This is a genomic window from Kitasatospora sp. CB01950 (assembly GCF_001905465.1).
Taxonomy (GTDB): domain Bacteria; phylum Actinomycetota; class Actinomycetes; order Streptomycetales; family Streptomycetaceae; genus Kitasatospora.
Genome location: NZ_LISX01000004.1, coordinates 283,310 through 307,581, shown reverse-complemented (window position 1 = coordinate 307,581; position 24,272 = coordinate 283,310). Strand labels below are relative to the sequence as shown.

The window sequence follows — 24,272 nt, the reverse complement described above, 5'->3', positions numbered from 1 at the left end:
CTGCGGGTCTGCGGGTCTGCGGCCAGCTTCTTATTGTAGCCAACGCCGTGCGAGAGGACCGTCAACCGGCCTTTGAGCGCGTGGAGTTGGCCGCCGAAGCTGGCCGATATCGCCAACTCGGGGCTGAGCGACAGGGCCTGCTCCCAGGGGACGACCGGGACGCCCAGGGCGGCGAGGAGTTCGGCGAGGCCGGAGCGGAACGGCGAGCTGCCCGGGCAGGTGGCGAGCAGCTGCACCCGCAGGTCGTCGCGGAACAGGCCGACCACGTCGAGCAGCCGGGTCGCCGCGGTGACGTTGTGCACCACCAGCAGGACCCGCCGGCATTCGCCCCGGGTGGTCCACCGGGCGGAGTCGTCGCCGACCGGCACCCTGATCCACTCGCCGTGCAAGCCGTTCCTCCGTGATCGCTCCACCACCGCCCCGCAGCTTAGCGATCACTCGTGCGGCGGCGGTCCGGTTCCGTCAATACCCGGGCGCGGGAGCTCAGTTGCGCAGCAGCCATCCCAGGCGTGGGGCGAGCAGCGGACGCAGCAGGCGGGCGACCGGGGGAGCGGACAGCACCAGGGCGAGGGCGGCGGCCCCGGCGGTGAGGGCGAGTTGGCCGGCGGCGGAGGTGAGGAACGCCCCGGTGTAGGCGCCCCGGTGGACCAGGGCGAGCTGGACGAACGGGTGCAGCAGGAAGGCCGACATGCCGGCCGCGCCGAGTGCGGTGAACCAGCCGCGCCGGGTCGGCGTGAGCGCGAGGAAGGCCGCGCCGAGCAGCGCCCCGGCGAGGTTGACGGCCGGCGACAGGGCCGCCCAGCGCAGGTAGCCGCTGTGCAGGCCGGCGGCGCTCGCGCTGCGGTACAGCCAGGCCGCGTCCAGGCGCGGCGCCACCCAGTACGCGGCGACGGCGGCGAGCGCGAACAGCGGGACGGCGGCCGCCCGCAGGGTGCGGTTGCCGCGCAGGGCGAGCACCCGGTCGCGGTCCAGCGTGAGGCCGGCGACGAAGAACGGCAGGAACTGCAGGGTCCGGCCGATCGACAGCTGCGGGGTCAGCGGCAGCGCCCCGGCGAGCAGGGACACCGCGACGGCGACGGTGACGGGCGCGCGCAGCTGCCGCCACAGCGGCGCGCTCAGCCGCCACAGGAACAGCGACAGCAGGAACCAGGTGACCCAGGCGGGCGTGAGCAGGTCCAGCGCGAACGGACGCCCGTCCAGCCGGGCCGTGTACCCGCCGAGCAGCGTCGTCCACAGCAGGTATGGCACCAGCACGCCGCCGATCAGCCGGTTCAGCTGCTGCGGGCGGCCGGTGAACGACCGGGAGAACCAGCCGGAGACGAACACGAACACCGGCATGTGGAAGGCGTACACCAGCAGGTAGGCCGCGTGCACCGCGCGGTGGCCGGACTGGCGGGCGAGCGGCTCCCAGAAGTGCCCGCAGACCACCAGGACCAGGGCCAGCAGCTTGGCGTTGTCGAAGAACGCCTCGCGGCCCCGGTCGGTTCGGCGTTCGTCGGCGGCGGGCGGCGGCGGCACGGACGAGGGTTCGGCGAGCAAGGGGGACTCCGGGGGCGGCGGGCGGCGGACCCTCGGGACTCTACGAGCCCGGTCGGCCCGGGCCGGGCGGGCTCGGCCGGCGCCTCCGCTGGTGCTTCCGCCGGTGCTTCCGCTGGTGCTTCCGTCAGCGCTTCAGGTAGGCGAGCACGGCCAGCACCCGGCGGTTCGCGTCCGGAGTGTTGTCGATCCGGAGCTTGCCGAAGATCGCGGCGGTGTGTTTGGCCACCGCGCTCTCGCTGATGTGGAGTTCGGCCATCACGGCGGCGTTGGAGCGGCCCTCGGCCATCAGACGCAGCACGTCGAGTTCGCGCGGCGACAGCTCGGCGGTGGTGCCGCGGGCGGTGGAGCGGGCCATCAGGCGGGCGATCACCTGGGGGTCCATCACGGTGCCGCCGGAGGCGACGGTGCGGACGGCGTCGACGAACTGCGCGGTGTGGGTGACCCGGTCCTTCAGCAGGTAGCCGACCGCGCCCTGCCCGTCGGCGAGCAGCTCCTGCGCGTACAGCTGCTCCACGTACTGGGAGAGCACCAGCACCGGCAGCGCGGGGCGTTCGCGGCGGACGGTGAGCGCGGCCTGCAGGCCCTCGTCGGTGTGGGTGGGCGGCAGGCGGATGTCGACCACCGCGATGTCCGGGCGCAACTCGCGCAGGGCACGCAGCAGTTCGGGGCCGGTCTCGACCGCGGCGGCGACCTCGAAGCCGTGCTCGGCGAGGGTGCGGCTCAGGCCGTCGCGGAGGAGGAAGAGGTCTTCGGCGAGGACGACGCGCACGGGAGCTCCAGGGTCGCGGTGGTCGGTCCGCCCGGCGGGCTGACCAGGGCGAGGGTGCCGTCGAAGGCGGCCAGTCGGCGGCGGACCCCGGCCAGGCCGGAGCCGCGGTCCGGGTCGGCGCCGCCCCGGCCGTCGTCGGTGACGGTGGCCCGCAGCAGGTCGCCGGTGCGGCGCAGCCGGATCAGGACGGTGCGGCCGCCGGAGTGCTTGCCGGCGTTGGCGAGCAGCTCGGCGATGGCGAAGTAGGCGGCGCCCTCGACGGCGGCGGGCAGTCGGCCGGGCAGCTCCGCGTCCACCTCGACGTCCAGGAAGGCGTCCAGTGCGAGCGAGCGGACGGCGTCGGGCAGGCCGCGGTCCGCGAGCACCGGCGGCAGGATGCCGTGGACCAGGTCGCGCAGCTCCTGAAGGGCCCGCTGGGAGCCGGCCCGGACGTCGCCGAGCAGCAGGCGGGCCGCCTCCGGGTCGCTGTCGACCAGCCGCTCGGCGCGGTCGATGGTCAGGCCGAGCGCGACCAGCCGGGCCTGCGCGCCGTCGTGCAGGTCGCGTTCGATCCGGCGCAGCTCGGCGGCCTGGGTGTCCAGCGCGTCGGCCCGGCTGTCCGTCAACTGGCCGATCCGGCGCTCCAGTCGGGCCGCGTACGGGTCGCCCAGCAGTCGCCCCGTCCAGGTGCCGTAGCGGACCAGCACCGGGACGGACAGCCACAGCGCCAGCGCGAAGAAGGCCACGCCGAGCGCGGCGGCGGCGAGCGCGGTGCCGGTGGAGTCGACCGGCACGAAGGCGTACCAGTTGTCCGGGCCGAGGTGCGGCCACAGGAACGGCTGCACCAGCGCGCCGAACGCGCCGAAGCCGGCCAGCGTCGGCGGGACGGCGACCAGCAGGCCGGCGCTCCACGGGCCGAGGCCGGCCCAGGCGAGGTCGCGCCAGAACGCCGTCGAGCCGAGCACCGCCACCGCCCGGCCGTTGGCGGTCGGGGCGGTGGGCAGCGGCTCCGGGTCGTCGATCACGGTGCCCGTCCAGCGGGCGGTGCGGTCGCGTTCGAGATCGCTGCCACGGCGCAGCATCCGGGCGGTGGACGGCATCAGCAGCAGACCCAGACCGACCGGCAGCAGCATCAGCGCGCCCAGCGCCGCGAGCCCGCGCAGTGCCGTGACCAAGGTGGCCAACGACAGCACGTGGCAGCGGCCGAGGGCGACCAGCCGGCCCGCGAAGCGCTTCTGTCGATCCGTCATGTCGTCGCGAGCCTATCCGTGCGGGCCGGGCGACGGGCAGCCAGTACCCAGGGCAGCGCGACCAGCGCGCTCGCCACGCCGAACAGCACCATCGGCTCCACCGCGCCGGACTCCTCGTTCAGGAACAGCAGCATGCCCAGGTTCATCAGCGTGTGGAAGCCGCCCGCGATCAGCAGCCGGTGCGCGCCGATCCGCTCCCAGGCCAGGCCCAGCAGCACCGACATGGCGACCGTCGCCGCCAGGAAGCCCGCCGCGTACGCCGGGGCCTGGGCGAAGACCTGCACGTGCCAGGCGCCCCACAGCAGGCCGACCGCCACGGACGAGCCGAGCGCGCCGAAACGGGTCCGCAGCAGCGGCTGCAGCAGGCAGCGCCAGCCGATCTCCTCGCCGCACGCGCCCACGAACTGGGCCACCGCCACCACCCCGAACGGGGCGGCCAGCGAACCCGGGCTGCGCATCGGCACGCTGCCGTGCAGCAGCAGCGTGCCCGCCACCGCCAGCGCGGCGATCGCCAACGGGCTCAGCAGCACCGCCGCCCGCGGGCCGCGCGCCCCGCCGCCCGCCAGCAGTCCGCGCACCAGCGACGGCCGCACCAGGGCGACGGCGGCCACGCCCACCGCCGGGCCGAACTGCACCAGTTCGAGGACCTCGCCGGGCAGGCCGGTGAACGGCTGGACCACGAGCAGCAGGCCGGAGGCCACGAAGCTCACGGTGAGGAAGAGTCCGGCGGGGCCGAGCCAGCTGGGTCGTTCTTCTTGCATGGGGTAGTTCGCCTCTCGGACGGGACCGTCGTTGTCACCCACGACGATCCCGGGCCGACGGCCCCCTGCCACTGCACCCACCTGCCCGGCCGGGGTGCACCCAGATACACCCCCGCCGGGGCTTCAGGCCGCGGCCTGCTCGGGCAGCCGGGAGGCCGGCAGGGCGAGCTGGACCTGCGAGCTGACACCGGACTTGGCGCGGATCCGGCGCAGACAGGTGTCGACGGTGTGCGGGCCGAGGCCCAGCCGGCGGGCGATCGTCGCGCAACTGGCGCCCCCGGTACCTCCGCCGACGAGCTCGCCGCCGCCCTCGAACGCGAACTGGCCCGCCCCGTCCTCGCCGTCCCCGACCGTCCCGCCGGGCCCTGGCAGCGCAGCCGGGTGGCGGTCCTGCTGGTGCAGCGGAGCGGCGCCGCCGAGATCCGACTGAGCCCCCCACCGGGCTCCGCCGCCCACCGCAGCACCCTGCGCCTGCGCACCGCCCAGTGCCTGCTGGTGCCCGCCGACTGGAGCTTCCGCCTCGACCCGCGCAGCTCCGCGCGACCACTCGCCCTCCTGCTGCCCTGACACGGCCCTTAGGCGGCGGAAGGTACCCTGCGCTTTATGTTCGAAGATCGAACTGTGGTTCGGCAGAGAACGTCACCGCGCCCTGGCGGTCGGCTCTTTCACTGATGCTCAGGTCAACGCCGGTGTCGGCGCGGCGACGTCGGCGATTCGGGCACCGCCTGTGAAGAGGCGGCGAAGGCATCCTCGCGTGGCGCGCACGGCCACGGGGGACGGCGACGCGAAAATCCTGGAGGCACAAGGCCTCGCCGCCCTCGCCGCTGCCCGAGGCCGGCAACTCGACTGGGGCAGCAGCAAGTACGGCCCGGTCGAGCTCACCGCCCAGCAGCCCTGACCGAGGTGGTGTCAGTCGTCCTCGAACGGCTCCTCGCTGAATCGGAACCACGCGTGCGGTGGATCGATGTGCAGCAGGAACTCGGCGACCGGGCCCTCCGGGGCGTGCAGGGTGTAGTTCTTCTCCAGCGCGGTGTAGAACGGGTCCCAGTCCTCCCACTCCTCGGCCCGGGCCAGCCGCCGGCTCTCCGTGAACCCGGGTTCGGCCGCCGCCCAGCCCGGGCCGGGCAGGAAGTCGCCGTACAGCCAGGGGAAGTCGGCATCGGTGATGCGGATCTCGCCGACCACGTCCTCCCCGTGCATCAGGCGCCAGGTCTCGTCGGTGAACGCCATGCGGAACTCCTCACGCGCGGGGGACGGGCGGCGCCAAGTCTGCCGGAGGGGTCGGACATCGCCCGTCGGTGCCGAACGTGCGGCCCTGTCGGGTCGCGGCCGTCACAGCTCTTTGATGATGACGCGGTCTCCGCAGAGCTTCGACCAGTCGTCACGGTCGGAGGTCAGGACAACGACGGGGCCCGGAGCGCGGAGCGCGAGTGCCGAGACGAGGGCGCCGATGGCGTACTTGTGTCCGTGCAGTTCTCCTGCGTCCCGAAGGAGTGCCACTGCAGTCAGCGAGTCCTCCTGGCTGACCGGTTCCACCCGCAGCCGGGAGAGGAGCCAGTTCAACCGGGCCGCGTCCGTCTTCCCCTGCACCGCCTCGACGATGGTCAGGACGGACACCAGGACGGGAACCCCCGACTGCCGGGAGGCTTCGATGCGGGCCGCCATCCGGCGGTCATTGCGGAGGAGCAGGGAGAACGCCTGGCAATCGAGCACCAGCGAGCGGACAGGCTGGTCCTTCACGCGGCGTCCCGCCCGGTTTCCCGGAAGCTGTCTTCCCCGAACAGTTCGCGGCGGGCTTCTTCCACCTCCTGCTCCGTCAGTGCGCCGTGTTCGGCCTCGTGCGCAGCGACGATGTCGGCAAGACCGTCCATGGCGAGCTGGTGCCTGACCGCCTCGGCGATGTAGCCGGACACGCCGCGGCGTCCGGCTCGCGAGCGGAGCTCCGTCAGGAGGTCGGTGGGCAAGGAGACGGAGATGTTCTCGGTGCCTCCGGCACGAGTGGGCTTCATGCCGCCAGTGTGCGACTGGGACTATTACAGAAAGGCGCGCATGCGCCGAAGGCGAGGAGTTCACTCGTACGGGTGGATTGTGGCGGGTGGGCGGCGGATTTGGGTGGTGGTGACCGAGGGTCGGAGGGCTCGTTAGGCATCGCGCCGATCTCTGTCGTCGAAAAGGGGCGGGACCCAGTGGCTCAGCCGTTCGAACTGCCGGACTTCTACGTGCCGTATCCGGCGCGCATCAACCCGCACTACGAGAAGGCGCGGGTGCACACCAAGGAGTGGGCGCGCGACTTCGGCATGCTGGAGGGGTCGGGCATCTGGGAGGAGCACGATCTCGACTCGCACGACTACGCGCTGCTCTGCTCCTACACCCACCCCGACTGCGACAGCGAGGCACTGGACCTCGTCACCGACTGGTACACCTGGGTGTTCTTCTTCGACGACCACTTCCTGGAGATCTTCAAGCGCACCCTGGACCGCGAGGGCGGCAAGGCGTACCTGGACCGGCTGCCCGCCTTCATGCCGATGGACCTCGCGGACGGCTTCCCCGAACCCACCAACCCCGTCGAGGCAGGCCTCGCCGACCTCTGGCAGCGCACCGTCCCGCACATGTCGGCGGACTGGCGGGCCCGGTTCGCCGAGTCCACCCGGCACCTGCTGAACGAATCGCTGTGGGAGCTCTCCAACATCAACGAGGGCCGGGTCTCCAACCCGGTCGAGTACATCGAGATGCGCCGCAAGGTCGGCGGCGCGCCCTGGTCGGCCGGTCTGATCGAGTACGCCGCGAACGCCGAGGTGCCCGAGCAGGTCGCGTACTCCCGGCCGCTGCGGGTGCTGCGGGACGCCTTCTCCGACGGCGTCCACCTGCGCAACGACCTGTTCTCGTACGAACGCGAGATCGGCGAGGAGGGTGAACTCTCCAACGGAGTCCTGGTGTTGGAGACCTTTCTGGGCTGCTCCACCCAGCAGGCCGCGGACGCCGTCAACGACCTGCTGACGTCCCGCCTCCAGCAGTTCGAGAACACCGCGCTCACCGAACTCCCCGGCCTGTTCGCCGCGTACGCACTGGACCCGGAGGCGATCGCCCGCGTCCTCGCCTACGTCAAGGGCATGCAGGACTGGCAGTCCGGCGGCCACGAATGGCACCTGCGCTCCAGCCGCTACATGAACGGTGGCGGCGCCGCGGCCCCCGTCCTCGGCCCCAAGGGCCTCGGCACCTCTGCTGCCAACATCCGCCTCGCGGCGGGCATCCGCGGCCTGCGCAGCTTCACCAACATCCCGCACCGCAAGGTCGGGCCCTCACTGATGCCCGACTTCCCGATGCCGTACGCCCTCTCGATCAACCCGCACCTGGACGCCTCCCGCGAGTACGTCGTCCGCTGGGCCCGCGAGTTCGGCCTGCTCGACCCCGAACCCGGCGTCCCCGCCTCCGACATCTGGAACGAACAGAAGCTCCGCGACTACGACTTCCCGCTCTGCGCCGCGGGCATCGACCCCGACGGCACCCCCGCCGAACTCGACCTCAGCTCCGCCTGGCTCACCTGGGGCACCTACGCCGACGACTACTACCCGCCGGTCTTCGGCCGCCCTCGCGACCTGGCCGGCGCGAAGGCCGCCAACGAGCGGCTCTACGCGCTGATGACGCTCGACGGCAGCCTCCCGTTCGAACCGCGCAACGCCCTGGAAGCCGGCCTCGCCGACCTCTGGCAGCGCACCATCGTGCCGTTCTCCACCAGTGCCCGGTCCAAGTTCCGCAAGGCCGTCGGCGACATGATCGACAGCTGGCTGTGGGAACTCGCCAACGGCGCGCAGAACCGCATCCCCGACCCCGTCGACTACATCGAGATGCGACGCGCCACCTTCGGCTCCGACCTGACGATGAGCCTGTCCCGGCTCGGCCGCGGCGAGACCATTCCCGACGAGGTGTACGAGAGCGGCACCATGCGGGCGATCGAGAACTCCGCGGCGGACTACGCCTGCCTGGTCAACGACCTGCACTCGTACCAGAAGGAGATCGAGTACGAGGGCGAGGTCCACAACCTGGTCCGGGTGGTGGAGAACTTCTTCTCCTGCGACTACCCCGTCGCGGTGGACATCGTCGCCGACCTGATGGGCTCCCGGCTGAGCCAGTTCCAGCACGTGGTGAACGGTGAACTCCCGCTGCTCAAGCATGACTTCGCGATCGACGGGGAGACGTCGGAGGCGCTCGACGGGTATGTCCACGAGCTGGAGGACTGGATGGCCGCCGTCCTGAACTGGCACCGGCAGTGCAGGCGGTACACGGAGGACGTGCTCAAGCGCCACTTCGCTTCGGAGGTCCCGGTGACGGCGGAACTGGGGATGTCGGCGGTGCGGATTCTGGCGACGCTCAGGGGGTGAATGGGCAGGGGCACGGGAACTGCGCGACAAGCGCAAGGCCCCCCACCGCAAGGTCGCGATCAATGGCAAGTCATTGCCCGCGTCGCGATCTTGCGGTGGGGGCCTTCCGCTTCGCGCAGCCCCACGCGCCCCTGGTGGCCCTACTGCTGAGGCCCGTGATAGTGCGGCCGGTGGCCGCGGGGGTGGCGGGTGAGGGTGTAGCCGAGGACGCCGGCGAGGGCGGCGAGGATGCCGCCGGCGATGGTCCACCACCAGCGGGTGTTCCAGCCGGAGAAGAGGTCCGAGTACCAGTGGGTCTCTTCCGTCACCGGGGTCGCCGCGTAGGTGGTGCCGGCGCTGGGCGCCGGCGTCGCGGCGCCGGTCGCCGTGGAGCCGGCGTTGACCGGCGGCACCAGCGGGGCCTTGAGCGAACCGCCTTCGGGCTGGGCGTCGTTGACGCCGCCCTTGGTGGCGACGTGCACGTGGACCTGGGAGGCGAGGCCGAGGTCCTGCTGCGGGATGTCGCTGGTGGAGAGCCGGACGTAGTAGGTGCCGGCCAGCGGGTCGCCGGACCAGGGTTCGGCCCAGGCGCGGATCTGCCGGAGGGTGCAGCTCAGGGCCAGGGTGGTGGCGGTCTGTTCGGCGGTGCCGTTCTGCGGTCCGGCGGTGCAGGCCTGGCGGCGGCGCAGGCCGTCGAAGAGCTCGACGGTCCAGGTCTGCGCGCCGTGCCGGTCGGCGGCTTCCGGCAGGGTGACCTTGACCTCGACGGTCGCGGTCTGGCCTTCGGAGGCCGGGAACGCCCAGTACAGGTAGTCACCGGTGGAGACGGGAACGTCCGCGTCCTGCCCGGCGGCCAGCGTGGTCGCAGTCAGGAAGCTGGTGCCGACCGAGTTGACCACCGGCTTCGCGCTGCCGCTCGCCGAAGCGGACGGCGAGGGCGACGGCGAGGCCGCGGTCGCGGCGGGGGCCAGCAGGAGCAGCCCGGTGAGTGCGGCGGCCGGGGCCGCGAGGGTGAAGAGCTTGCGCATCGTCAGTTCTCCCGCCAGACGGCGATCCGCCAGCGTGCCAGCCAGCCGAAGATCAGACCGGCGAGCAGGCCGGCCAGGGTGAGGACGCCGAGCAGGATCCAGCCGCGGCCGAGGCCCATCGCGGGCCCGTCGGGCGCGGGGGAGGCGGCGGCGACGTCGACGGTCAGTTCCAGCGGCAGGCCGGCGTCGGCCTGGACGCTGCTCTGGCCCGCGAAGGAGTTGCTGACGATCAGGCAGACGGTGCGGTCGGTGCTCGCCGCGCCGGTCTTGGAACTCGGCGACGGGGAGGCCGATTCGGCGCCGGGCGCGGACCAGCGGAGGCCGGTGGACGCCACGTCGGTGCGGCCGGAGCCGGCGTCGTTGCCGCGGACCAGTTCCTGGCCGCTGGTGTCGGTGGCCTGCAGCATCACCCCGTAGTCGCGGGCGACGGCCCGGTCGGGGGTGACGCTGACGGAGGCGCGCAGTTCCTGGCCGGCCTTCACCGGCACCCGGTACACCCGGTGCTCGGAGAACTTCTCGCGGTCGCTGTACACGCCGGGCGTCAGGATCGGCGCGTTGGTGCACTGCTCGGCGCCGGTGACCTTGGCGGGCGTGATGGTGTGGGTGTCCTGCGCGCGGGTGACGATCTGCTTGACGCGCTGGGTCAGCTGCTCCTGGGAGCGGACGTCGGTGAAGGTGCCGCCGGTCGCGTTGGCGATGCACAGCAGCTGCTGGCGGGTCTTGTCGTCGTGCGCCAGGCCGAGGGTGTCGATCACCAGGTGGATGCCCTGGCTGGCGAGTTCGCGGGCCACGTCGCACGGGTCGGGCGGGGCGCAGGTGTCCTCGCCGTCGGTGATCAGCACGATCCGGCGGGTGGTCGGGCCGGTGCCGAGGTCCTGGGCGGCGGCCCGCAGCGCCACGCCGATCGGGGTCCAGCCGCTCGGGCGGACGGTGGCGACGGCGGTCTTGGCCTCGACCTTGTTGGTCTTGCCGACGGGGAAGAGCTGCTGGGTGTCCTTGCAGCCTTCCTTCTGGTCGTTGCCGGGGTAGGTGGCGCCGAGGGTGCGCAGACCGAACTCGGTCTCGGCGGGCAGCGCGTCGATGACCTCGTTGATGGACTGCTGGGCCACCGAGATCCGGCTCTTGCCCTGGATGTCGGCGGTCCGCATCGACCCCGACCCGTCCAGGACGAGGTCGACCTTGGGCGCTTCGGTCGCGGCGGGCGGGGCACCGGGCTCGTCGGCGAACGCGGGCAGCGTGCTCAGCACGGTGCCCGCGACTATCGTCAGCGCCCCGAGCAGGGCGGCCCCGCGGGCCGTCCGTCGTTTCTTGGTAAGGGTGATCACCGTCCGCATCCTAGGGACCGTCAGTTGCAATCGCCCAATGCGGGTGCTGGGCGCGACGTACCCTGAACTGGTCGGCACAGCAGGCGGGGAGAGCGCATGACGGTGCGTCTGGCGGGGGTCGGGAAACGCTACGCGCGCGGCGGTCCGTGGGTGCTGAGAGAGGTGGAGCTGACGCTCCGTCCGGGCGGCCTGGTGCGGATCGAGGGCGCCAACGGCAGCGGGAAGTCGACGCTGCTGAAGCTGCTCGCCGGCATCGAGCGCGCCGAGCGGGGAACGGTCGAGGCGCCGGAGAGCCGGGCGTACGTCCCGGAGCGGTTCCCGCCCGCGCTGCCGTTCGACGCCCGCGACTACCTGTGCCACCTGGGCCGGATCCGCGGCCTGGCCGCCGGGGAGGCGCGCCGGCGGGCCGACCACTGGCTGGAACGGTTCGGCATCGCCGGCTTCGCGAGCACCCCGATCGGCCGCCTCTCCAAGGGGACGTGCCAGAAGGTCGCGGTGGCCCAAGCCCTGCTCGCCGAAGCCGAGTTGCTGCTGCTGGACGAGGCATGGACCGGCCTCGACCAGGCCGCCCGCGCCGAACTCGACGCCGCCGTCGCCGAACGCGCCGCGGCCGGCGGCCTGGTGGTGTTCGTCGACCACGACCCGACCCGCCTCGCGGGCCTGACCACCGGCGCACACCGGGTCGGCGACGGCGTGCTGCACGAGGTCCCGGTGCAGGCCGCCGACCCGGACGGGCCGCGCACCGTGCTGGTGGTCGAGGCCGAGGCGCTCCCCGAGTGGCTGCCGGGCCGCCCCGAACGCAGACCGCTGGCCGACGGCGCCACCCGGCTCGACGTGCCGGCCGCGCACTCCGACGCCCTGCTGCGCCGCCTGCTGGCCGCGCACCCGCCGGTGCACATCCGGTCCGTCCGGGGAGAGAACGCCCAATGACGCTGCGGATGCTGACGCGCTACCACCTGGAGCTGCTGCTGCGCTCGCAGCGCTGGCTGGCGCCCGGGCTGGCGTACCTGGTGCTGATGGGCCTCGGGGTGTCCGGCGGCGACGACGCGCTGTCGGCGGCGGCGTTCTCGGCGGGCCTGCTGGTGCCGGTGACGGGCTGGCTGGTGCGGTCGGCGGTGACGGCGGAACCCGCGCAGTCCCGGGCCTGCCTGGTGGCGGCCGCGGGCCGGCGGCGGGTGCACCTGTCGGCGCTGCTGGCGGCCGCGCTGGCCGGGCTGGCGCTGGGCGTGGCGGGCCTGGCCGCGGTGCTGCTGGTGGGCAGCGGCGGTGGCGGCGCGGCCGCGGCGGGCGGCGTGCTGGCCACCCTGGTGTGCGTGCTGACGGGCGCGGCGGTCGGCGCGGTGTGCAACCGTCCGGTGGTGGCGTCCGCGCAGTACGCGGTGCCGCTGGCGCTGGGCGCGATGGTGCTGGTGCTGCTGGTGCCGGGGTCGCCGGCGAACGCGGTGGTGCGGGCGCTGGTGCTGGGCGCGCGGCACGGCGGGCTGTCCGCGCCGTGGTGGACGCTGCCGGGCGCGGTGCTGCTCGCGGCCGCCGCCTGGTGGGCGGCCGTGGCGGTGGCGGTGCGCCGGGGCGAGTGAGCGGCCGGGGAACCGGACACACCGCAGCGGATCGGATTAAATATGGCGAATCCTGGCTAGGGTGCTGGTGACGTGCCCGAATGCCCTGCCGGAAGGACCCCGCTGTGAGCAACCTGTTCGCGATCGCCTACCCCGACGTCGCCACCGCGCGGAGGGTCCGGGACGAGCTGATCGGCCTGCAGAAGCAGCGGCTGATCGACCTGGAGGACATCGTGGTGGTCGAGCGCCGCGAGGACGGGAAGATCAAGCTCCACCAGGCGGTCTCCAACACCGGCGTCGGCGCGGCCTCCGGCGCCCTGTGGGGCGGCGTCATCGGCCTGCTGTTCCTGATGCCGTTCATCGGCGCGGCGATCGGCGGCGCGACCGGCGCGGCCGTCGGCTCCTCCACCGACACCGGCGTCGACGACAACTTCATGCGGCAGGTCGGCGAGAAGCTGGCCCCGGGCAGCGCCGCCGTGTTCGCGCTGGTCCGCACCGCCACCCAGGACAAGGTGATCCCGGCCGTCGCCCAGTTCGGCGGCGAGCTGATCCAGACCTCGCTCAGCCACGAGGAGGAGGAGCACCTGCGGGAGATCGCCAAGGCGGCGAACCCCGCGTCCACGCTCTGACGCTCCCCCAGGAAGTACCGGCGGGGTGCCGGGCGGCATCGCCCGGCACCCCGCCGTCCCTGCCCTTACGAGCCGGCGAGGACGACTGGTGGCCACTGACTCCGCGACCTGGGCGCCCGGCGGGCGGCGGCCCCGGCGGTGGACCGAACTGCTGCTGGTGGTGGCCGCGGTGGGGCTGGCGGTGTTCGGCTACGTCGAGGTCGGCGTCAACATCGACGGCAAGGCTCCGCCGGACGCCGCCCAGTACGGCGCCGCGTTAGGGGTGCTGGCCCTGCTCGCGCACGGCGCGGTCCGCTGGCGGGCGAAGTGGGCGGACCCGCTGCTGCTGCCGATCGCGCTGCTGCTGAACGGCATCGGACTGGTCGTCATCTACCGGCTCGACCGCAACACCCCGCAGCACGAGGCCGCCCCCACCCAACTGCTCTGGTCCACCCTCGGCGTGGGCCTGTTCATCGCGGTGCTGCTCCTGCTGCGCGACCACCGCCGGCTCCAGCGCTACGCGTACATCGGCGCGTTCGTCGCCCTCGTCCTGCTGGTGCTGCCGGTGTTCTTCCCGCCGGTGTACGGCTCGCGGATCTGGATCACGCTCGGCCCGCTGTCCTTCCAGCCCGGCGAGTTCGCGAAGATCCTGCTGGCGATCTTCTTCGCCGCGTACCTGGCCGCGCACCGCGACGCGCTCGCCCTGACCGGACGCCGGGTGCTGTGGTTCCAGCTGCCGCTCGGCCGGGTGCTCGGGCCGGTGCTGCTGATCTGGGCGGCGTTCGTCGGCGTGCTGGTCCTGGAGACCGACCTCGGCACCTCGCTGCTGTTCTTCGGCCTGTTCGTGGTGATGCTGTACGTGGCCACCGCCCGCACCGGATGGATCGTCATCGGCCTGCTGCTGTCGGCCGTCGCCGCGGTCGGGGTGGGCTGGCTGTCGCCGCACGTGCACAGCCGGGTCACCGACTGGCTGCACCCGCTGGCGTCGATCGAGGCCGGGCAGGGCGCCAACCAGATCGCCCAGTCGCTGTTCGCGTTCGCCTGGGGCGGCGAGCTCGGCACCGGCCTCGGCCTCGGGCACTCCGCGCTGATCGGCTTCGCCACCAAGTCCGACTTCATCCTCGCCACCGTCGGCGAGGAACTCGGCCTGACCGGCCTGCTCGCGGTGTTCCTGCTGTACGCGGTGCTGGTCTCCCGGGGCTTCCGCACCGGCATCGCGCTGCGCGACCCGTTCGGGCGGCTGCTCGCCATCGGCCTGGCCGCGCTGGTCGCGATCCAGGTGTTCGTGGTGGCCGGCGGCGTCCTCGACCTGATTCCGCTGACCGGCATGACGCTGCCGTTCATCGCGCAGGGCGGGTCCTCGGTGGTCACCAACTGGATCATCGTGGCGCTGCTGGTGCGGATGAGCGACCTCGCCCGCCGCCCCGACCCCGGGGAGCCGGCATGAGGTTCACCCGCCCCGAGGGCACCAACGGCGGGCCGCAGGGCCTGCCCGGCATCTCCACCACCGGACGCCGCGCCGCCACCTTCTGCATGCTGCTGATCATCGTGCTGGCCGTCCAGGGCACCCGCGTCCAGGTCTTCCAGAAGAAGGAGTTGGACCAGAACAGCGCCAACCAGCGCGCCACCGTCCAGCGTTACGCGCAGCCCCGCGGCAACCTGATCGCCGGACAGCCCGTCACCGGCTCCGTCGCCACCGGCGGCCGCCTCGCCTACCAGCGCACCTACACCGACGGCCCGCTGTACGCCGCCGTCACCGGCTACTCCTCGCAGATCTACGGCAACACCCAACTCGAAGGCGTCTACGACGCATTGCTCACCGGCACCGACCCGCGGCTGGCCGGCTGGGCGGTCTGGGACGCCATCACCCGCCACCAGCAGCCCGGCGGCGACGTGGTCACCACCATCGACCCGGCCGTGCAGCGCGCCGCCATGCAGGGCCTCGGCAACCAGAAGGGCGCCGTCGCCGCGATCGAACCCGCCACCGGCCGGATCCTTGCCCTCGCCTCCACCCCCAGCTACGACCCCGGCAGCATCGCCGGCACCACCGACCAGGCCGCCTGGGAGAAGCTCCAGGCCGACCCCGACCAGCCGATGCTCAACCGCGCGCTGCGCCAGATCTACCCGCCCGGCTCCACCTTCAAGGTGGTCACCGCCGCGGCCGCCCTCGCCAACGGCACCGTCACCGACATCCAGGCCCCCACCGGTGCGCCCTACCCGTACGTGCTGCCCGGCACCACCACCACGCTCAACAACGACACCGGCGCCTGCAACCAGGAAGGGCTGTCGCTGGACGACGCGATGACGATGTCCTGCAACAGCGTGATGGGCTGGCTCGGCGTGCAGACCGGCCTCGACCGGATGGTCGCGATGGCGAAGAACTTCGGCTTCGACGACGCCAAGCTCGACATCCCGGTGCGCGCGGCCCGCTCCAACTTCGACACCGACATGAACGCCTCGCAGCTGGCGCTGTCCTCGATCGGCCAGTACAACACCGCCGCCACCCCGCTGGTGATGGCCATGGTCGCCGCCGGGGCCGCCGACAACGGCCAGGTGATGTATCCACAGCTTGTGGACAGGCTCACCAAGGCCGACGGCACCCAGGTCCAGCTGATGCGACCCACCCTGTACCGGCAGGCCTTCGGGCCCGGCGTCGCCGCCCAGGTGCGCCGGCTGATGGTCGACGTGGTCGACAACGGCACCGGCGCCAACGCGCAGATCCCCGGCGCCGAGGTCGGCGGCAAGACCGGCACCGCCGAGCACGGCGTCGACAACACCGGCACCCCGTACGCCTGGTTCATCGCCTGGGCCCGCCCGGCCGGCTCCACCGACGTCCCGCCGGTCGCGGTCGCCGTGGTGATCGCCGACAGCCAGGCCAGCGACGTCACGGGCGGTGGGCTGGCCGCACCCATCGCCAAGTCCGTCATGCAGACCGTGCTGAATCGGTGATATTCGCGATCAAGGCCTCATAATTATGCATACCGGTGTATTTGATACAGTCCCTCCCTGATCCCCACCAGAAGGACACCGATGAGCACCACCCGCCTGCTGCGGCGCAAGCCCGTGGACACCCTGATCGCCGAAGCGGGCGGAACCGGAGCCGGCCACCTGCGCCGATCCATCGGCCTTTGGCAGCTGTCCGCGATCGGCATCGGCGCCACCGTCGGCACCGGCATCTTCTTCGTCCTCACCACTTCCGTCCCGGTCGCCGGGCCCGCCGTGGTGATGTCCTTCGTGATCGCCGCCGTCACCGCGGGCCTCACCGCGCTCTGCTACGCCGAACTGGCCTCCGCGATCCCGGTGGCCGGCTCCTCGTACTCGTACGCGTACGCCACCATGGGCGAGGCCGTCGCGTTCGGCGTCGGCGTCTGCCTGCTGATGGAGTACGGCGTCTCCGCCTCCGCGATCGCCGTCACCTGGGGCCAGTACCTCAACCAGTTCGCCGACCTGGCGTTCGGCCTGCACCTGCCCGCAGCGCTCACCGCGCCGCCCGGCGAGGGCGGCGTCCTCAACCTGCCCGCAGTCGTGCTGGTCGCCCTGGTCACCGTGCTGCTGATCCGCGGCATCGGCGAATCCGCCAAGGTCAACGCCGTGATGGTGGCGATCAAGCTGGCCATCCTGGTGCTGTTCGTGGCCATCGCCCTGACCGGCTTCCAGGCCGGCAACTTCACCCCGTTCGCCCCCAAGGGCTGGGAAGGCGTCCAGGTCGCCGCCTCCACGATTTTTTTCTCCTTCATCGGCCTGGACGCCGTCTCCACCGCCGGCGAGGAGGTCCGCGAACCGCGACGGACGCTGCCGCTGGCCATCCTGATCTCGCTCACCGTGGTCACCGTGCTGTACATCGCGGTCGCCGTCGCCGCGATCGGCGCCCAGCCCTGGGAGAAGTTCGAGGGCCAGGAGGCCGGCCTCGCGCAGATCCTGCAGGACGTCACCGGACAGTCCTGGCCCGCGCTGGTGTTCGCCGGCGGCGCGATCGTCTCGATCTTCTCCATCACCCTCGTGGTGATCTACGGCCAGACCCGGATCCTGTTCGCGATGGGCCGCGACGGCCTGCTGCCGCGACCCTTCACCCGGGTCTCGCCGCGCACCGGCACCCCCGTGTGGAACACCGTCGTGGTCGGCGTCGCCGTCGCCCTGCTGGCCGCCGTCTTCCCGCTGCGGCTGCTCGCCGACATGACCTCGATGGGCACCCTCGTGGCGTTCACGGCCGTGTCCCTCGGCATCATCGTGCTCCGCCGCACCCGCCCCGACCTTCCCCGCGGCTTCAAGGTCCCGTTCTACCCGGTCACCCCGCTGCTCAGCGCCGGCTTCTGCGTCTACCTCGTCACCAAGCTGCACCGCGACACCTTCATCGCCTTCGCGATCGCGCTGGCGCTGGCCGCCGTCCTGTACTTCGGCTACAGCGTCAAGCACTCCCGCCTGGCCACCGGGCGGAACGAGGAGGAGCAGGCCGGCCGGAGCTGACGCTCCAGGGGCTGTCGGGTACCGGGGGGTGACGGTTGGTGGACCGGTCGGTGTCGAAGACCGGACAGATGCGGGGGAATCGGCTCGTCGTTCGCGACAGAGCGTGGCTTTCGCCCTAGCCTTCGGGCCATGGCGAGCACCCGGTGGGTCCGGCGGCTGTTCGGGCATCCCGTGGGGCAGGCCGGCGGGTGGCTGGTGGCTGCGGGGTGGGCGGGCGCGTTTCCGCTGGTGTCGCAGCTGGCGAATCAGGTCGCCTGGGGGTGGTTCGCGGCGCCCGGGTACCTGCTGGCCGCGGTGCTCGCGCTGACGCTGCCGCGCGGGGCTGGGGCGCGGGCGGCCGCCGCGGCGGCGGGGCTGGGGGCGGTGGTGCTGCCGCTCGGGGCGCTGGCGCTGACCGGGCGGCACCAGTCCGAGGTGACGGTGGTGGAACGGTCGGCGGCGCTGCTGCTGCACACCGGCAGCCCGTACCTGCCGCATCCGTCGCACGTCGTCGACTACAACCCGTACCTGCCCGCGATGTCGCTGTTCGGCCTGCCCCGGCTGCTGTTCGGCGGGGCCGGCCCGGCGGCGCGGGTGCTGGGGGACGCGCGGGTGTGGTTCGCGGTGGCGTTCCTGGCCTGCCTGCTGGCCGGGTGGCGGCTGCTGCGCCCCGGCCGGGCGCTCGGGTCGGTGCTGCCGCTGGCGGTGCTCACCGCGTCGCCGCTGATCGCGCTGGCGCTGGTGGTCGGCGGCGTCGACCTGCCGCTGATCGGGGTGTGCTGCCTGGCGATGGCGCTCGCCGAACGCGGCCGCCCGCTGCGCACCGGCCTGGTGCTGGCGCTGGCCTGCACGTTGAAGTGGACGGCCTGGCCGGCGCTGCCGGTCGCGTTGCTGCTGCTGCACCGCCGCCACGGCCTCCGCCCTGCGCTGCGGGCCGCCGTTCCGGCGCTGGCCGTCGGCGGGGCGGTGGTCGCCCCGTTCGTGCTGCTGCACCCGCGGGAGCTGTACGAGCAGGTGGTGCGTTTCCCGCTCGGCCTGACGGCGATCCGCACGCCGGCCGGCAGTCCGCTGCCGGGCAAGGTGCTGGCGGGGCTGGGCCCGTTCGGCCACACCCTGTCGCTGACCCTGCTGGGCGTCGGCGCGCTGGCCGTCGCGCTGTGGCTGCCGCTGCACCCGCCGGCCACCGCGGTGGCCGCCTGCGACCTGCTGGCGGCGGGCCTGACGGTGGCGTTCGCGCTGGCCCCGGCGGGCCGGTTCGGCTACCTGGCGCTGCCCGCCGTGCTGGTGCTGTGGCCGCGGCTGGCGGCCGCACCCGGACGACTGGTTCCGGTGCCCCGGCGCAGGCCTGCGCAACGCCGGGTCCCGGCAGTGCCTAAGGTGTCCCGGGACACCGTTCGAACACGGGAGTGATCTTGGGCGCCACCGGACGACGCCGCTTCCTGGGCCTGGCCGCCGGAGCGGCCGCCTCGCTCACCGCCTGCGGCCCGGGCCGCACCGCCACCGGCGCCGCCGCACCCACCGGCGGCGGCACGGCCGCCGCGCCGAGCCCCGAACCGTCCGGCACCGCCGCGGAGAACGCCAGACCGGGCAACGCCGACTGGGCGATCACCCACGCCGGCCCCGCCGACGCGATCGAGGGCTGGGCGGACCGGGTCAGCGTGCTGCCCGGCGAGCAGGTCGGCCTGCACGTCTCCACCACCGCGCCCGGCTTCACCGTCACCGCCTATCGGATGGGCTGGTACGGCGGCGCACGCGCCCGGCAGGTGTGGAAGTCGGACCGGCTGCCCGGCGCCAAGCAGCAGCCGTTCACCGTCGAGCCCGCCACCCGGACGGTGATCACCTCCTGGCCGCGCAGCACCGCCGTCGACACCACCGGCTGGCCCGAGGGCTGCTACCTGCTGCGGCTGGACGCGGACGGCGGGGCCGGGCAGCGCTACGTGCCGCTCACCGTGCGTTCGCGCAGTACCGCCGGTACCACCGTGGTGGTCAACTCCGTCGCCACCTGGCAGGCCTACAACGAGTGGGGCGGCTACAACCTGTACAACGGCCCGTCCGGCGGGCTGCCCACCCGCTCGTACCAGGTCAGCTTCGACCGGCCCTACCAGTACGACGACGGCGCGGGCCTGTTCCTGGTCTACGAGGCCCCGCTGATCGCGCTCGCCGAGAAGCTCGGCATCCCGCTCTCGTACACCACCTGCATCGACGTCGCCGCCGACCCGAACCTGCTGCGCGGCGCCAAGGCGGCGCTCTCGCTCGGCCACGACGAGTACTGGTCGCCCGAGCAGCGCGCGCACTTCACCGCGGCCCGCGACGCCGGCACCCACCTGGCCGTCCTGGGCGCCAACTGCTGTTTCCGGCGGGTGCGTTACGAGCCGTCGCCGACCGGGCCGGACCGCACCGTGGTGTGCTGGAAGGGCGCCTGGAAGGACGACCCCGGCTACCGGGCGGGGCACCCGGCGACCACCGACTTCCGCTCCCCGCCCGGCGCGGACCCGGAGTCCTCGCTGCTCGGCGTCATCTACGACGGCTACCCGGTGGACGCCCCGTACGTGGTCACCGCCCCCGACCACTGGCTGTTCGCGGGCACCGGCGCCAAGGCCGGCGACAGCTTCCCGCACCTGGTCGGCGTCGAGTACGACCGGGTGAACACGTCCTTCCCGACGCCGCAGGGCATCGAGGTGCTGTCGCACTCCCCGGTGGTCTGCGACGGCCGGGCCTCGTTCGCCGACACCGCGCTGTACACGGCGGGCAGCGGCGCGCTGGTCTTCGCCACCGGCACCATGCGGTGGGTGGAGTCGCTGGAGGCGACCGGGCAGGGCGGCATCCACGGCATCGACGGCCGGGCCGGCGCGTTCACCCGGCAGGTCACCGAGAACCTGCTGCGGCGCTTCGCGCAGTAGCCCCTGCCCGCCGGACGGCGGGCAGGGGCCCCTGCCCGCCGTCACTTGTGGTTACCGACTCCCAGCACCTTGGACGAGGCCGGTCCGGCTGCCGCCGCGCCGTGCCCGGCGCCCTGGAACTCGGCGGCGACCGCGAGGTCGCCCGAGTAGGCGAGGAACCAGGAGTTCGCGTCGGTGGTGCTGTCGACCTCGGCGGTGCCGGTCTTCGCACCGGAACCGGACGGCAGGGCCGGCTTCACGCTCGCGGCGGTGCCGGACTTGACGGTCTGCGTCATCAGCGACCGCAGCGAGGTGAGCACGTCGCCGGAGAGCGTCCGGGAGGCCTTCACCTGGTCCATGCCGGGCACCAGGATCGGCTGCCGGAACACCCCGGACTGCACGGTCGCGGCGATCGACGCCATGCCCAGCGGGTTGGCGCGGATCTTGCCCTGGCCGATGAACTCGCTGGCCGCGCCCGCCATGCTGGTCTCGACCGGGATCTCGGTGTCGAAGTTCGACAGGCCGGTCTTCCAGACCAGGCCGATGCCGAACACGTCCTTGGCGAGCGAGGGCAGGCTGCTCGGCTTGAGGACGTCCTTGCCCTTCTCGATGAAGGAGGTGTTGCAGGAGTTGATGAACGCGTCGGTGAGCGTGTACTCGGGGTGCGCGCCCTTGAAGTCGTTGCTGATGGACTTGCCGGTGACCATGGTGGTCTCCGGGCAGGCCATGGTGGTGCTCGGCGTGACCCCGGCCTCCAGCAGCGCGGCGGCGGTCAGCACCTTCATGGTGGAGCCGGGCGCGGTCGCCCCGGAGAACGCCCGGTTCTGGCCGGTCGTGGGGGAGAAGGCGTAGGCCAGGATGCCGCCGGTGCTGGGCTCGATCGCCACCAGCGAGCCCGGCTTGCCCTGCGCGGCGACCGCGGACTCGGCGGCCGCCTGGAGGTCCGCGTCCAGGGTCAGCTTCAGGTTGGGGACGGCCTTCGGCTCCTTCAGCGTGAACAGCTTCTCGGCGGCGCCGTTGCCGGACGCCGGGGAGATCACCACGGCGGTGCCGGCGTCCTCCGGGTTGCCGCCCTGCGGGGCGGCGGCCTTCAGCTGCGCGAGGAACGGGCCCAGCGAGGGGTAGCTGCTCAGCGGCTTGCCCTTGCGGTCGGTGACGGCGGCGGGCGCGGCGAACACCGGCTTGATGCCGATGGTCTCGGTGCCGTCCAGCTTCGGGTGGATCACGGTCGGCGCCCAGTGCACGGCGGCGGTGCCGTCGCTCATCTTCACCACCCCGAGCACGCCGTCGTAGTTCCACGGGCTGCCGGTCTCGGCGAACTCCATCGACGCCTTGAAGCTCTCCAGCACCCCGGTCGGCGCCGGGGAGGCGGTCGAGGAGGGCGGTGCCGTCCCGTCGCCGACGCCGGCGGCGGAGGACTTGGAGGCGGACGGGCTGGGGCTGGGCGCGGTGGTGGGGCCGCCGACGGTGAGGTGCAGCGCGCTGGGCTTCACGTTGCTCTGGAAGGCCTGCAGTGCGGCCTGCGCCTTGTCCGGGTCGTCGGTGAGCTTGGCCGCGCCGAACAGGTCGCCCTTGGCCCAGGCGTCCAGGAACGCCTTGGCGCCGGATGCGGCGAGCTCGGGGCCGGGGGGCTCGGCGACCACGGTGCGGGGCTTGGCGGACTCCTTGCCACCGGAGTCGCCGGAGATCAGGGCGTAGGCCCCGTAGCCGCCGCCGAGGAGCAGCAGAGCGGCGACCGAGGCGATGCCGATCTTCGCGCCGTTGTTCACGTGGAGCCCCCCAGAATGTGTCGTGGCCGTCGGGATTCAGCGGCCACGACACCATAAGCAGACACCATCCGTGCACTCACGACACGCCGTCGGTTTGTGACACATCCGGTACACGCTCCTCGGTGTGGCTCAGAGCCAGGTGCTGAGCCATATCCGGCCGTTCCAGTCCGACAGTGGGATCGTCTGGCCGGTGAAGAGCGGATAGAAGTACAGGAAGTTCCACATGATCGCCGTGACCAGCAGACCGGCGGCCGTGGCGCCCGCCATCCGGCGGTCCGGCGAGGCCTCCGCGGGCCCCAGCATCGCGCCGATCATCATCGTCACCGCCAGCGCCAGGAACGGTACGAAGCACACCGCGTAGAACAGGAAGATCGTCCGCTCCTGGTACATGAACCAGGGCAGGTAGCCGGCCGCCACGCCGCTCAGCAGCGCCCCTGCCCGCCAGTCGCGGCGCATCAGCCAGCGGTACAGGCAGTACAGCAGCGCGGCGATGCCCGCCCACCACAGCAGCGGGGTGCCGATCGCCAGCACCTCGCGGGCGCAGTCGGCGGCGGTGCAGCCGTCCTGGCCGTTCTTCGGCGACTCGTAGAAGAACGAGACCGGGCGGCCCAGCACCAGCCAGCTCCACGGGTTGGACTGGTAGGTGTGCGGGCTGTGCAGGTGGGTGTGGAAGTCCCACATCGTGTAGTGGTAGTGCCACAGGCTGCGCAGCCAGTCCGGGCCGAAGCCGCCCGGGTGCTGAACCGCCCAGTCGCGGAAGTAGCCGCCCTTGCCGGGCTGCGTCGAGGACATCAGCCAGCCCGTCCAGGTGACCAGGTAGGTGGCCAGCGCGGTGATGCCGATGCTCAGGCCGGACGAGACGAAGTCCCAGCAGTGCCGCAGCAGGCGTCCGCGCTCGTCGACCGGCTGCCCGGCGGCGGTGCGCATCCGGCCGGCCAGGCGGCGGGCCGAGGTGTCCCAGAACGCGGTGAGCAGCACGAACGCGGCGATCGCCGGGGCGCCGCTCCACTTGGTGCCCATCATCAGACCGAGGCTGACGCCCGCCGCCAGCCGGTAGGGCCGCCAGCCGAGCTGCCACCAGCCGGTCGGCAGCCCCGCCTCCAGCCGCTGCGCGATCAGCGCCCGGGTGCGGTCCCGGTCGATCAGCAGCAGGCCGAACGCGGCGAGGAACCAGAACATCACGATCAGGTCGAGGATCGCGGTGCGGCTGAGCACGAAGTGCAGGCCGTCGACCGACATCAGCAGCCCGGCCACGCAGCCCAGCAGGGTCGAGCGGAACAGCCGCCGCCCGATCCGGGCCAGCATCAGCACCGACAGGGTGCCGAGCACGGCCATCATGAACCGCCAGCCGAACGGGTTCATGCCGTAGATCTGCTCGCCCAGCCCGATGATCCACTTACCCACCGGCGGGTGCACGATGTACGCCGGGTCGGTGCGGAACGGGACGCTCGGGTTCGCGCCGGTGATCAGGGCGTTGGCGTCGTCCGACCAGTTGGTCTCGTAGCCGACCTGCCAGAGCGCGTACGCGTCCTTGGCGTAGTACGTCTCGTCGAAGATCAGCGCGTGCGGCCCGCCGAGGCCGACGAAACGCAGCACGCCCGCGAACGCCGCGACCGCGATCGGGCCGAGCCAGCCCGACCAGCGGCACAGCCAGGACCAGAGCGCGTCCGGCAGCCGGATGCCCAGCCTGACCAGCACCGGGGACGGCGGGACCAGCTCCGGGGTGACGCCCGGACCGTCCGGCATCGGCGGCACCAACTGCTCGACCGCCGGCCGGCGGAACGGCGCGCGGTAACCCACGCCGACCAGCGCCCGGGCCCACCGGGAGGCCGTTTCGGGCTCGGCGCGCGGCCCCGGAACGGCGGCCGGATCGGCCGATTCCAGCACCGTCACGCCGCCCCGCCCGGGGTGGTCCATACCACTGTCCATGTCGCCGCTCACGGGCCACATCGTAGGGGCAATGGCTGAAGTCACAAGGGGTCCCCGCGAGGCCCGCGCCGCACCGTAC

General features: G+C 72.8%; 22 protein-coding genes and 1 pseudogene. 11 read left to right on the top strand and 12 right to left on the bottom strand.

What is annotated here, in order from left to right:
- From AMK19_RS37190 to AMK19_RS13340, 5 genes and pseudogenes are all read right to left on the bottom strand, one after another.
- Positions 1 to 389, bottom strand: a pseudogene (locus AMK19_RS37190) (hypothetical protein); the annotation flags it as partial.
- A gap of 94 nt (positions 390 to 483) precedes the next feature.
- Entirely contained in the window at positions 484 to 1,539 is a 1,056-nt protein-coding gene (locus AMK19_RS13355; RefSeq protein WP_073811335.1) for an acyltransferase family protein, read from the bottom strand.
- 124 nt (positions 1,540 to 1,663) lie between these two features.
- The gene (locus AMK19_RS13350) at positions 1,664 to 2,308 is read right to left on the bottom strand and encodes a response regulator transcription factor (RefSeq protein WP_073811333.1); all 645 of its coding nucleotides are present in this window, start codon (positions 2,306 to 2,308) and stop codon (positions 1,664 to 1,666) included.
- Entirely contained in the window at positions 2,260 to 3,537 is a 1,278-nt protein-coding gene (locus tag AMK19_RS13345; protein WP_073811331.1) for a sensor histidine kinase, read from the bottom strand. Before AMK19_RS13345 ends, AMK19_RS13350 begins: the two co-directional genes overlap by 49 nt.
- Complete coding sequence (locus AMK19_RS13340; protein WP_073811330.1) at positions 3,534 to 4,298, bottom strand: CPBP family intramembrane glutamic endopeptidase; 765 nt, start codon at positions 4,296 to 4,298, stop codon at positions 3,534 to 3,536. Before AMK19_RS13340 ends, AMK19_RS13345 begins: the two co-directional genes overlap by 4 nt.
- Before the next feature lie 228 nt (positions 4,299 to 4,526).
- Here AMK19_RS13340 and AMK19_RS13335 point away from each other — a divergent pair, with 228 nt between their 5' ends.
- Together AMK19_RS13335 and AMK19_RS35960 are read left to right on the top strand one after the other, a co-directional pair.
- Positions 4,527 to 4,865, top strand: a complete 339-nt coding sequence (locus AMK19_RS13335; RefSeq protein WP_073811328.1) for a hypothetical protein — start codon at positions 4,527 to 4,529, stop codon at positions 4,863 to 4,865.
- Positions 4,866 to 5,052: 187 nt separating this feature from the next.
- Positions 5,053 to 5,196: a hypothetical protein gene (locus AMK19_RS35960; RefSeq protein WP_158071903.1), complete on the top strand. Its 144-nt coding sequence runs from the start codon at positions 5,053 to 5,055 to the stop codon at positions 5,194 to 5,196.
- Positions 5,197 to 5,207: 11 nt separating this feature from the next.
- Here AMK19_RS35960 and AMK19_RS13330 read toward each other — a convergent pair whose 3' ends face one another.
- The 3 genes from AMK19_RS13330 to AMK19_RS13320 form a co-directional block, all read right to left on the bottom strand.
- On the bottom strand, positions 5,208 to 5,528 hold the full coding sequence (locus AMK19_RS13330) for a hypothetical protein (RefSeq protein ID WP_073811326.1): 321 nt from the start codon (positions 5,526 to 5,528) through the stop codon (positions 5,208 to 5,210).
- Positions 5,529 to 5,630: 102 nt separating this feature from the next.
- Positions 5,631 to 6,038, bottom strand: coding sequence for a DNA-binding protein (locus AMK19_RS13325; protein ID WP_073811324.1), 408 nt, complete (start codon positions 6,036 to 6,038; stop codon positions 5,631 to 5,633).
- Positions 6,035 to 6,307, bottom strand: coding sequence for a hypothetical protein (locus tag AMK19_RS13320; protein WP_073811322.1), 273 nt, complete (start codon positions 6,305 to 6,307; stop codon positions 6,035 to 6,037). Before AMK19_RS13320 ends, AMK19_RS13325 begins: the two co-directional genes overlap by 4 nt.
- A gap of 177 nt (positions 6,308 to 6,484) precedes the next feature.
- On the opposite strand from AMK19_RS13320, the gene AMK19_RS13315 reads away from it, so the two are divergent.
- On the top strand, positions 6,485 to 8,677 hold the full coding sequence (locus AMK19_RS13315) for a terpene synthase family protein (protein WP_073811320.1): 2,193 nt from the start codon (positions 6,485 to 6,487) through the stop codon (positions 8,675 to 8,677).
- 140 nt (positions 8,678 to 8,817) lie between these two features.
- Here AMK19_RS13315 and AMK19_RS13310 read toward each other — a convergent pair whose 3' ends face one another.
- Both AMK19_RS13310 and AMK19_RS13305 read right to left on the bottom strand, forming a co-directional pair.
- Complete coding sequence (locus AMK19_RS13310) at positions 8,818 to 9,684, bottom strand: peptidase (protein ID WP_073811318.1); 867 nt, start codon at positions 9,682 to 9,684, stop codon at positions 8,818 to 8,820.
- Between the two features lie 2 nt (positions 9,685 to 9,686).
- On the bottom strand, positions 9,687 to 11,018 hold the full coding sequence (locus AMK19_RS13305) for a VWA domain-containing protein (RefSeq protein WP_073811316.1): 1,332 nt from the start codon (positions 11,016 to 11,018) through the stop codon (positions 9,687 to 9,689).
- A gap of 87 nt (positions 11,019 to 11,105) precedes the next feature.
- On the opposite strand from AMK19_RS13305, the gene AMK19_RS13300 reads away from it, so the two are divergent.
- The 8 genes from AMK19_RS13300 (at position 11,106) to AMK19_RS13265 (ending at position 20,516) form a co-directional block, all read left to right on the top strand.
- Positions 11,106 to 11,939: an ABC transporter ATP-binding protein gene (locus tag AMK19_RS13300; protein WP_073811314.1), complete on the top strand. Its 834-nt coding sequence runs from the start codon at positions 11,106 to 11,108 to the stop codon at positions 11,937 to 11,939.
- A complete protein-coding gene (locus AMK19_RS13295) occupies positions 11,936 to 12,586 on the top strand; it encodes a hypothetical protein (protein ID WP_083646745.1) in 651 nt (216 codons plus the stop codon). The genes AMK19_RS13300 and AMK19_RS13295 overlap by 4 nt, the downstream gene beginning before the upstream one ends.
- A 104-nt stretch (positions 12,587 to 12,690) precedes the next feature.
- Positions 12,691 to 13,194, top strand: a complete 504-nt coding sequence (locus tag AMK19_RS13290; protein WP_073811312.1) for a DUF1269 domain-containing protein — start codon at positions 12,691 to 12,693, stop codon at positions 13,192 to 13,194.
- An 88-nt stretch (positions 13,195 to 13,282) separates the two neighbouring features.
- Positions 13,283 to 14,620 (top strand): FtsW/RodA/SpoVE family cell cycle protein, encoded by a 1,338-nt coding sequence (locus tag AMK19_RS13285; RefSeq protein ID WP_241844388.1) that lies wholly within the window; start codon positions 13,283 to 13,285, stop codon positions 14,618 to 14,620.
- An 86-nt stretch (positions 14,621 to 14,706) separates the two neighbouring features.
- Entirely contained in the window at positions 14,707 to 16,122 is a 1,416-nt protein-coding gene (locus tag AMK19_RS13280; protein WP_073811705.1) for a penicillin-binding transpeptidase domain-containing protein, read from the top strand.
- Between the two features lie 81 nt (positions 16,123 to 16,203).
- Positions 16,204 to 17,637 carry an amino acid permease gene (locus AMK19_RS13275; RefSeq protein WP_073811310.1) on the top strand — a complete coding sequence of 478 codons (1,434 nt, stop codon included), beginning with the start codon at positions 16,204 to 16,206 and terminating at the stop codon, positions 17,635 to 17,637.
- Between the two features lie 129 nt (positions 17,638 to 17,766).
- A complete protein-coding gene (locus AMK19_RS13270; RefSeq protein ID WP_073811308.1) occupies positions 17,767 to 19,026 on the top strand; it encodes a glycosyltransferase 87 family protein in 1,260 nt (419 codons plus the stop codon).
- Positions 19,023 to 20,516 (top strand): N,N-dimethylformamidase beta subunit family domain-containing protein, encoded by a 1,494-nt coding sequence (locus AMK19_RS13265; RefSeq protein WP_443135006.1) that lies wholly within the window; start codon positions 19,023 to 19,025, stop codon positions 20,514 to 20,516. The genes AMK19_RS13270 and AMK19_RS13265 overlap by 4 nt, the downstream gene beginning before the upstream one ends.
- A 41-nt stretch (positions 20,517 to 20,557) precedes the next feature.
- Here AMK19_RS13265 and AMK19_RS13260 read toward each other — a convergent pair whose 3' ends face one another.
- Together AMK19_RS13260 and AMK19_RS13255 are read right to left on the bottom strand one after the other, a co-directional pair.
- A complete protein-coding gene (locus AMK19_RS13260) occupies positions 20,558 to 22,264 on the bottom strand; it encodes a penicillin-binding transpeptidase domain-containing protein (RefSeq protein WP_073811306.1) in 1,707 nt (568 codons plus the stop codon).
- A gap of 129 nt (positions 22,265 to 22,393) precedes the next feature.
- Complete coding sequence (locus AMK19_RS13255; RefSeq protein WP_443135005.1) at positions 22,394 to 24,214, bottom strand: dolichyl-phosphate-mannose--protein mannosyltransferase; 1,821 nt, start codon at positions 24,212 to 24,214, stop codon at positions 22,394 to 22,396.
- Positions 24,215 to 24,272 lie beyond the last annotated feature (58 nt).

Bases quoted from the DNA above. Each gene is read 5' to 3' on its own strand.
- AMK19_RS13345 (WP_073811331.1), bottom strand. From the start codon at position 3,537: ATGACGGATCGACAGAAGCGCTTCGCGGGCCGGCTGGTCGCCCTCGGC.
- AMK19_RS13340 (WP_073811330.1), bottom strand. From the start codon at position 4,298: ATGCAAGAAGAACGACCCAGCTGGCTCGGCCCCGCCGGACTCTTCCTC.
- AMK19_RS13330 (WP_073811326.1), bottom strand. From the start codon at position 5,528: ATGGCGTTCACCGACGAGACCTGGCGCCTGATGCACGGGGAGGACGTG.
- AMK19_RS13320 (WP_073811322.1), bottom strand. From the start codon at position 6,307: ATGAAGCCCACTCGTGCCGGAGGCACCGAGAACATCTCCGTCTCCTTG.
- AMK19_RS13310 (WP_073811318.1), bottom strand. From the start codon at position 9,684: ATGCGCAAGCTCTTCACCCTCGCGGCCCCGGCCGCCGCACTCACCGGG.
- AMK19_RS13305 (WP_073811316.1), bottom strand. From the start codon at position 11,018: ATGCGGACGGTGATCACCCTTACCAAGAAACGACGGACGGCCCGCGGG.
- AMK19_RS13300 (WP_073811314.1), top strand. From the start codon at position 11,106: ATGACGGTGCGTCTGGCGGGGGTCGGGAAACGCTACGCGCGCGGCGGT.
- AMK19_RS13295 (WP_083646745.1), top strand. From the start codon at position 11,936: ATGACGCTGCGGATGCTGACGCGCTACCACCTGGAGCTGCTGCTGCGC.
- AMK19_RS13280 (WP_073811705.1), top strand. From the start codon at position 14,707: ATGCTGCTGATCATCGTGCTGGCCGTCCAGGGCACCCGCGTCCAGGTC.
- AMK19_RS13275 (WP_073811310.1), top strand. From the start codon at position 16,204: ATGAGCACCACCCGCCTGCTGCGGCGCAAGCCCGTGGACACCCTGATC.
- AMK19_RS13270 (WP_073811308.1), top strand. From the start codon at position 17,767: ATGGCGAGCACCCGGTGGGTCCGGCGGCTGTTCGGGCATCCCGTGGGG.
- AMK19_RS13255 (WP_443135005.1), bottom strand. From the start codon at position 24,214: ATGTGGCCCGTGAGCGGCGACATGGACAGTGGTATGGACCACCCCGGG.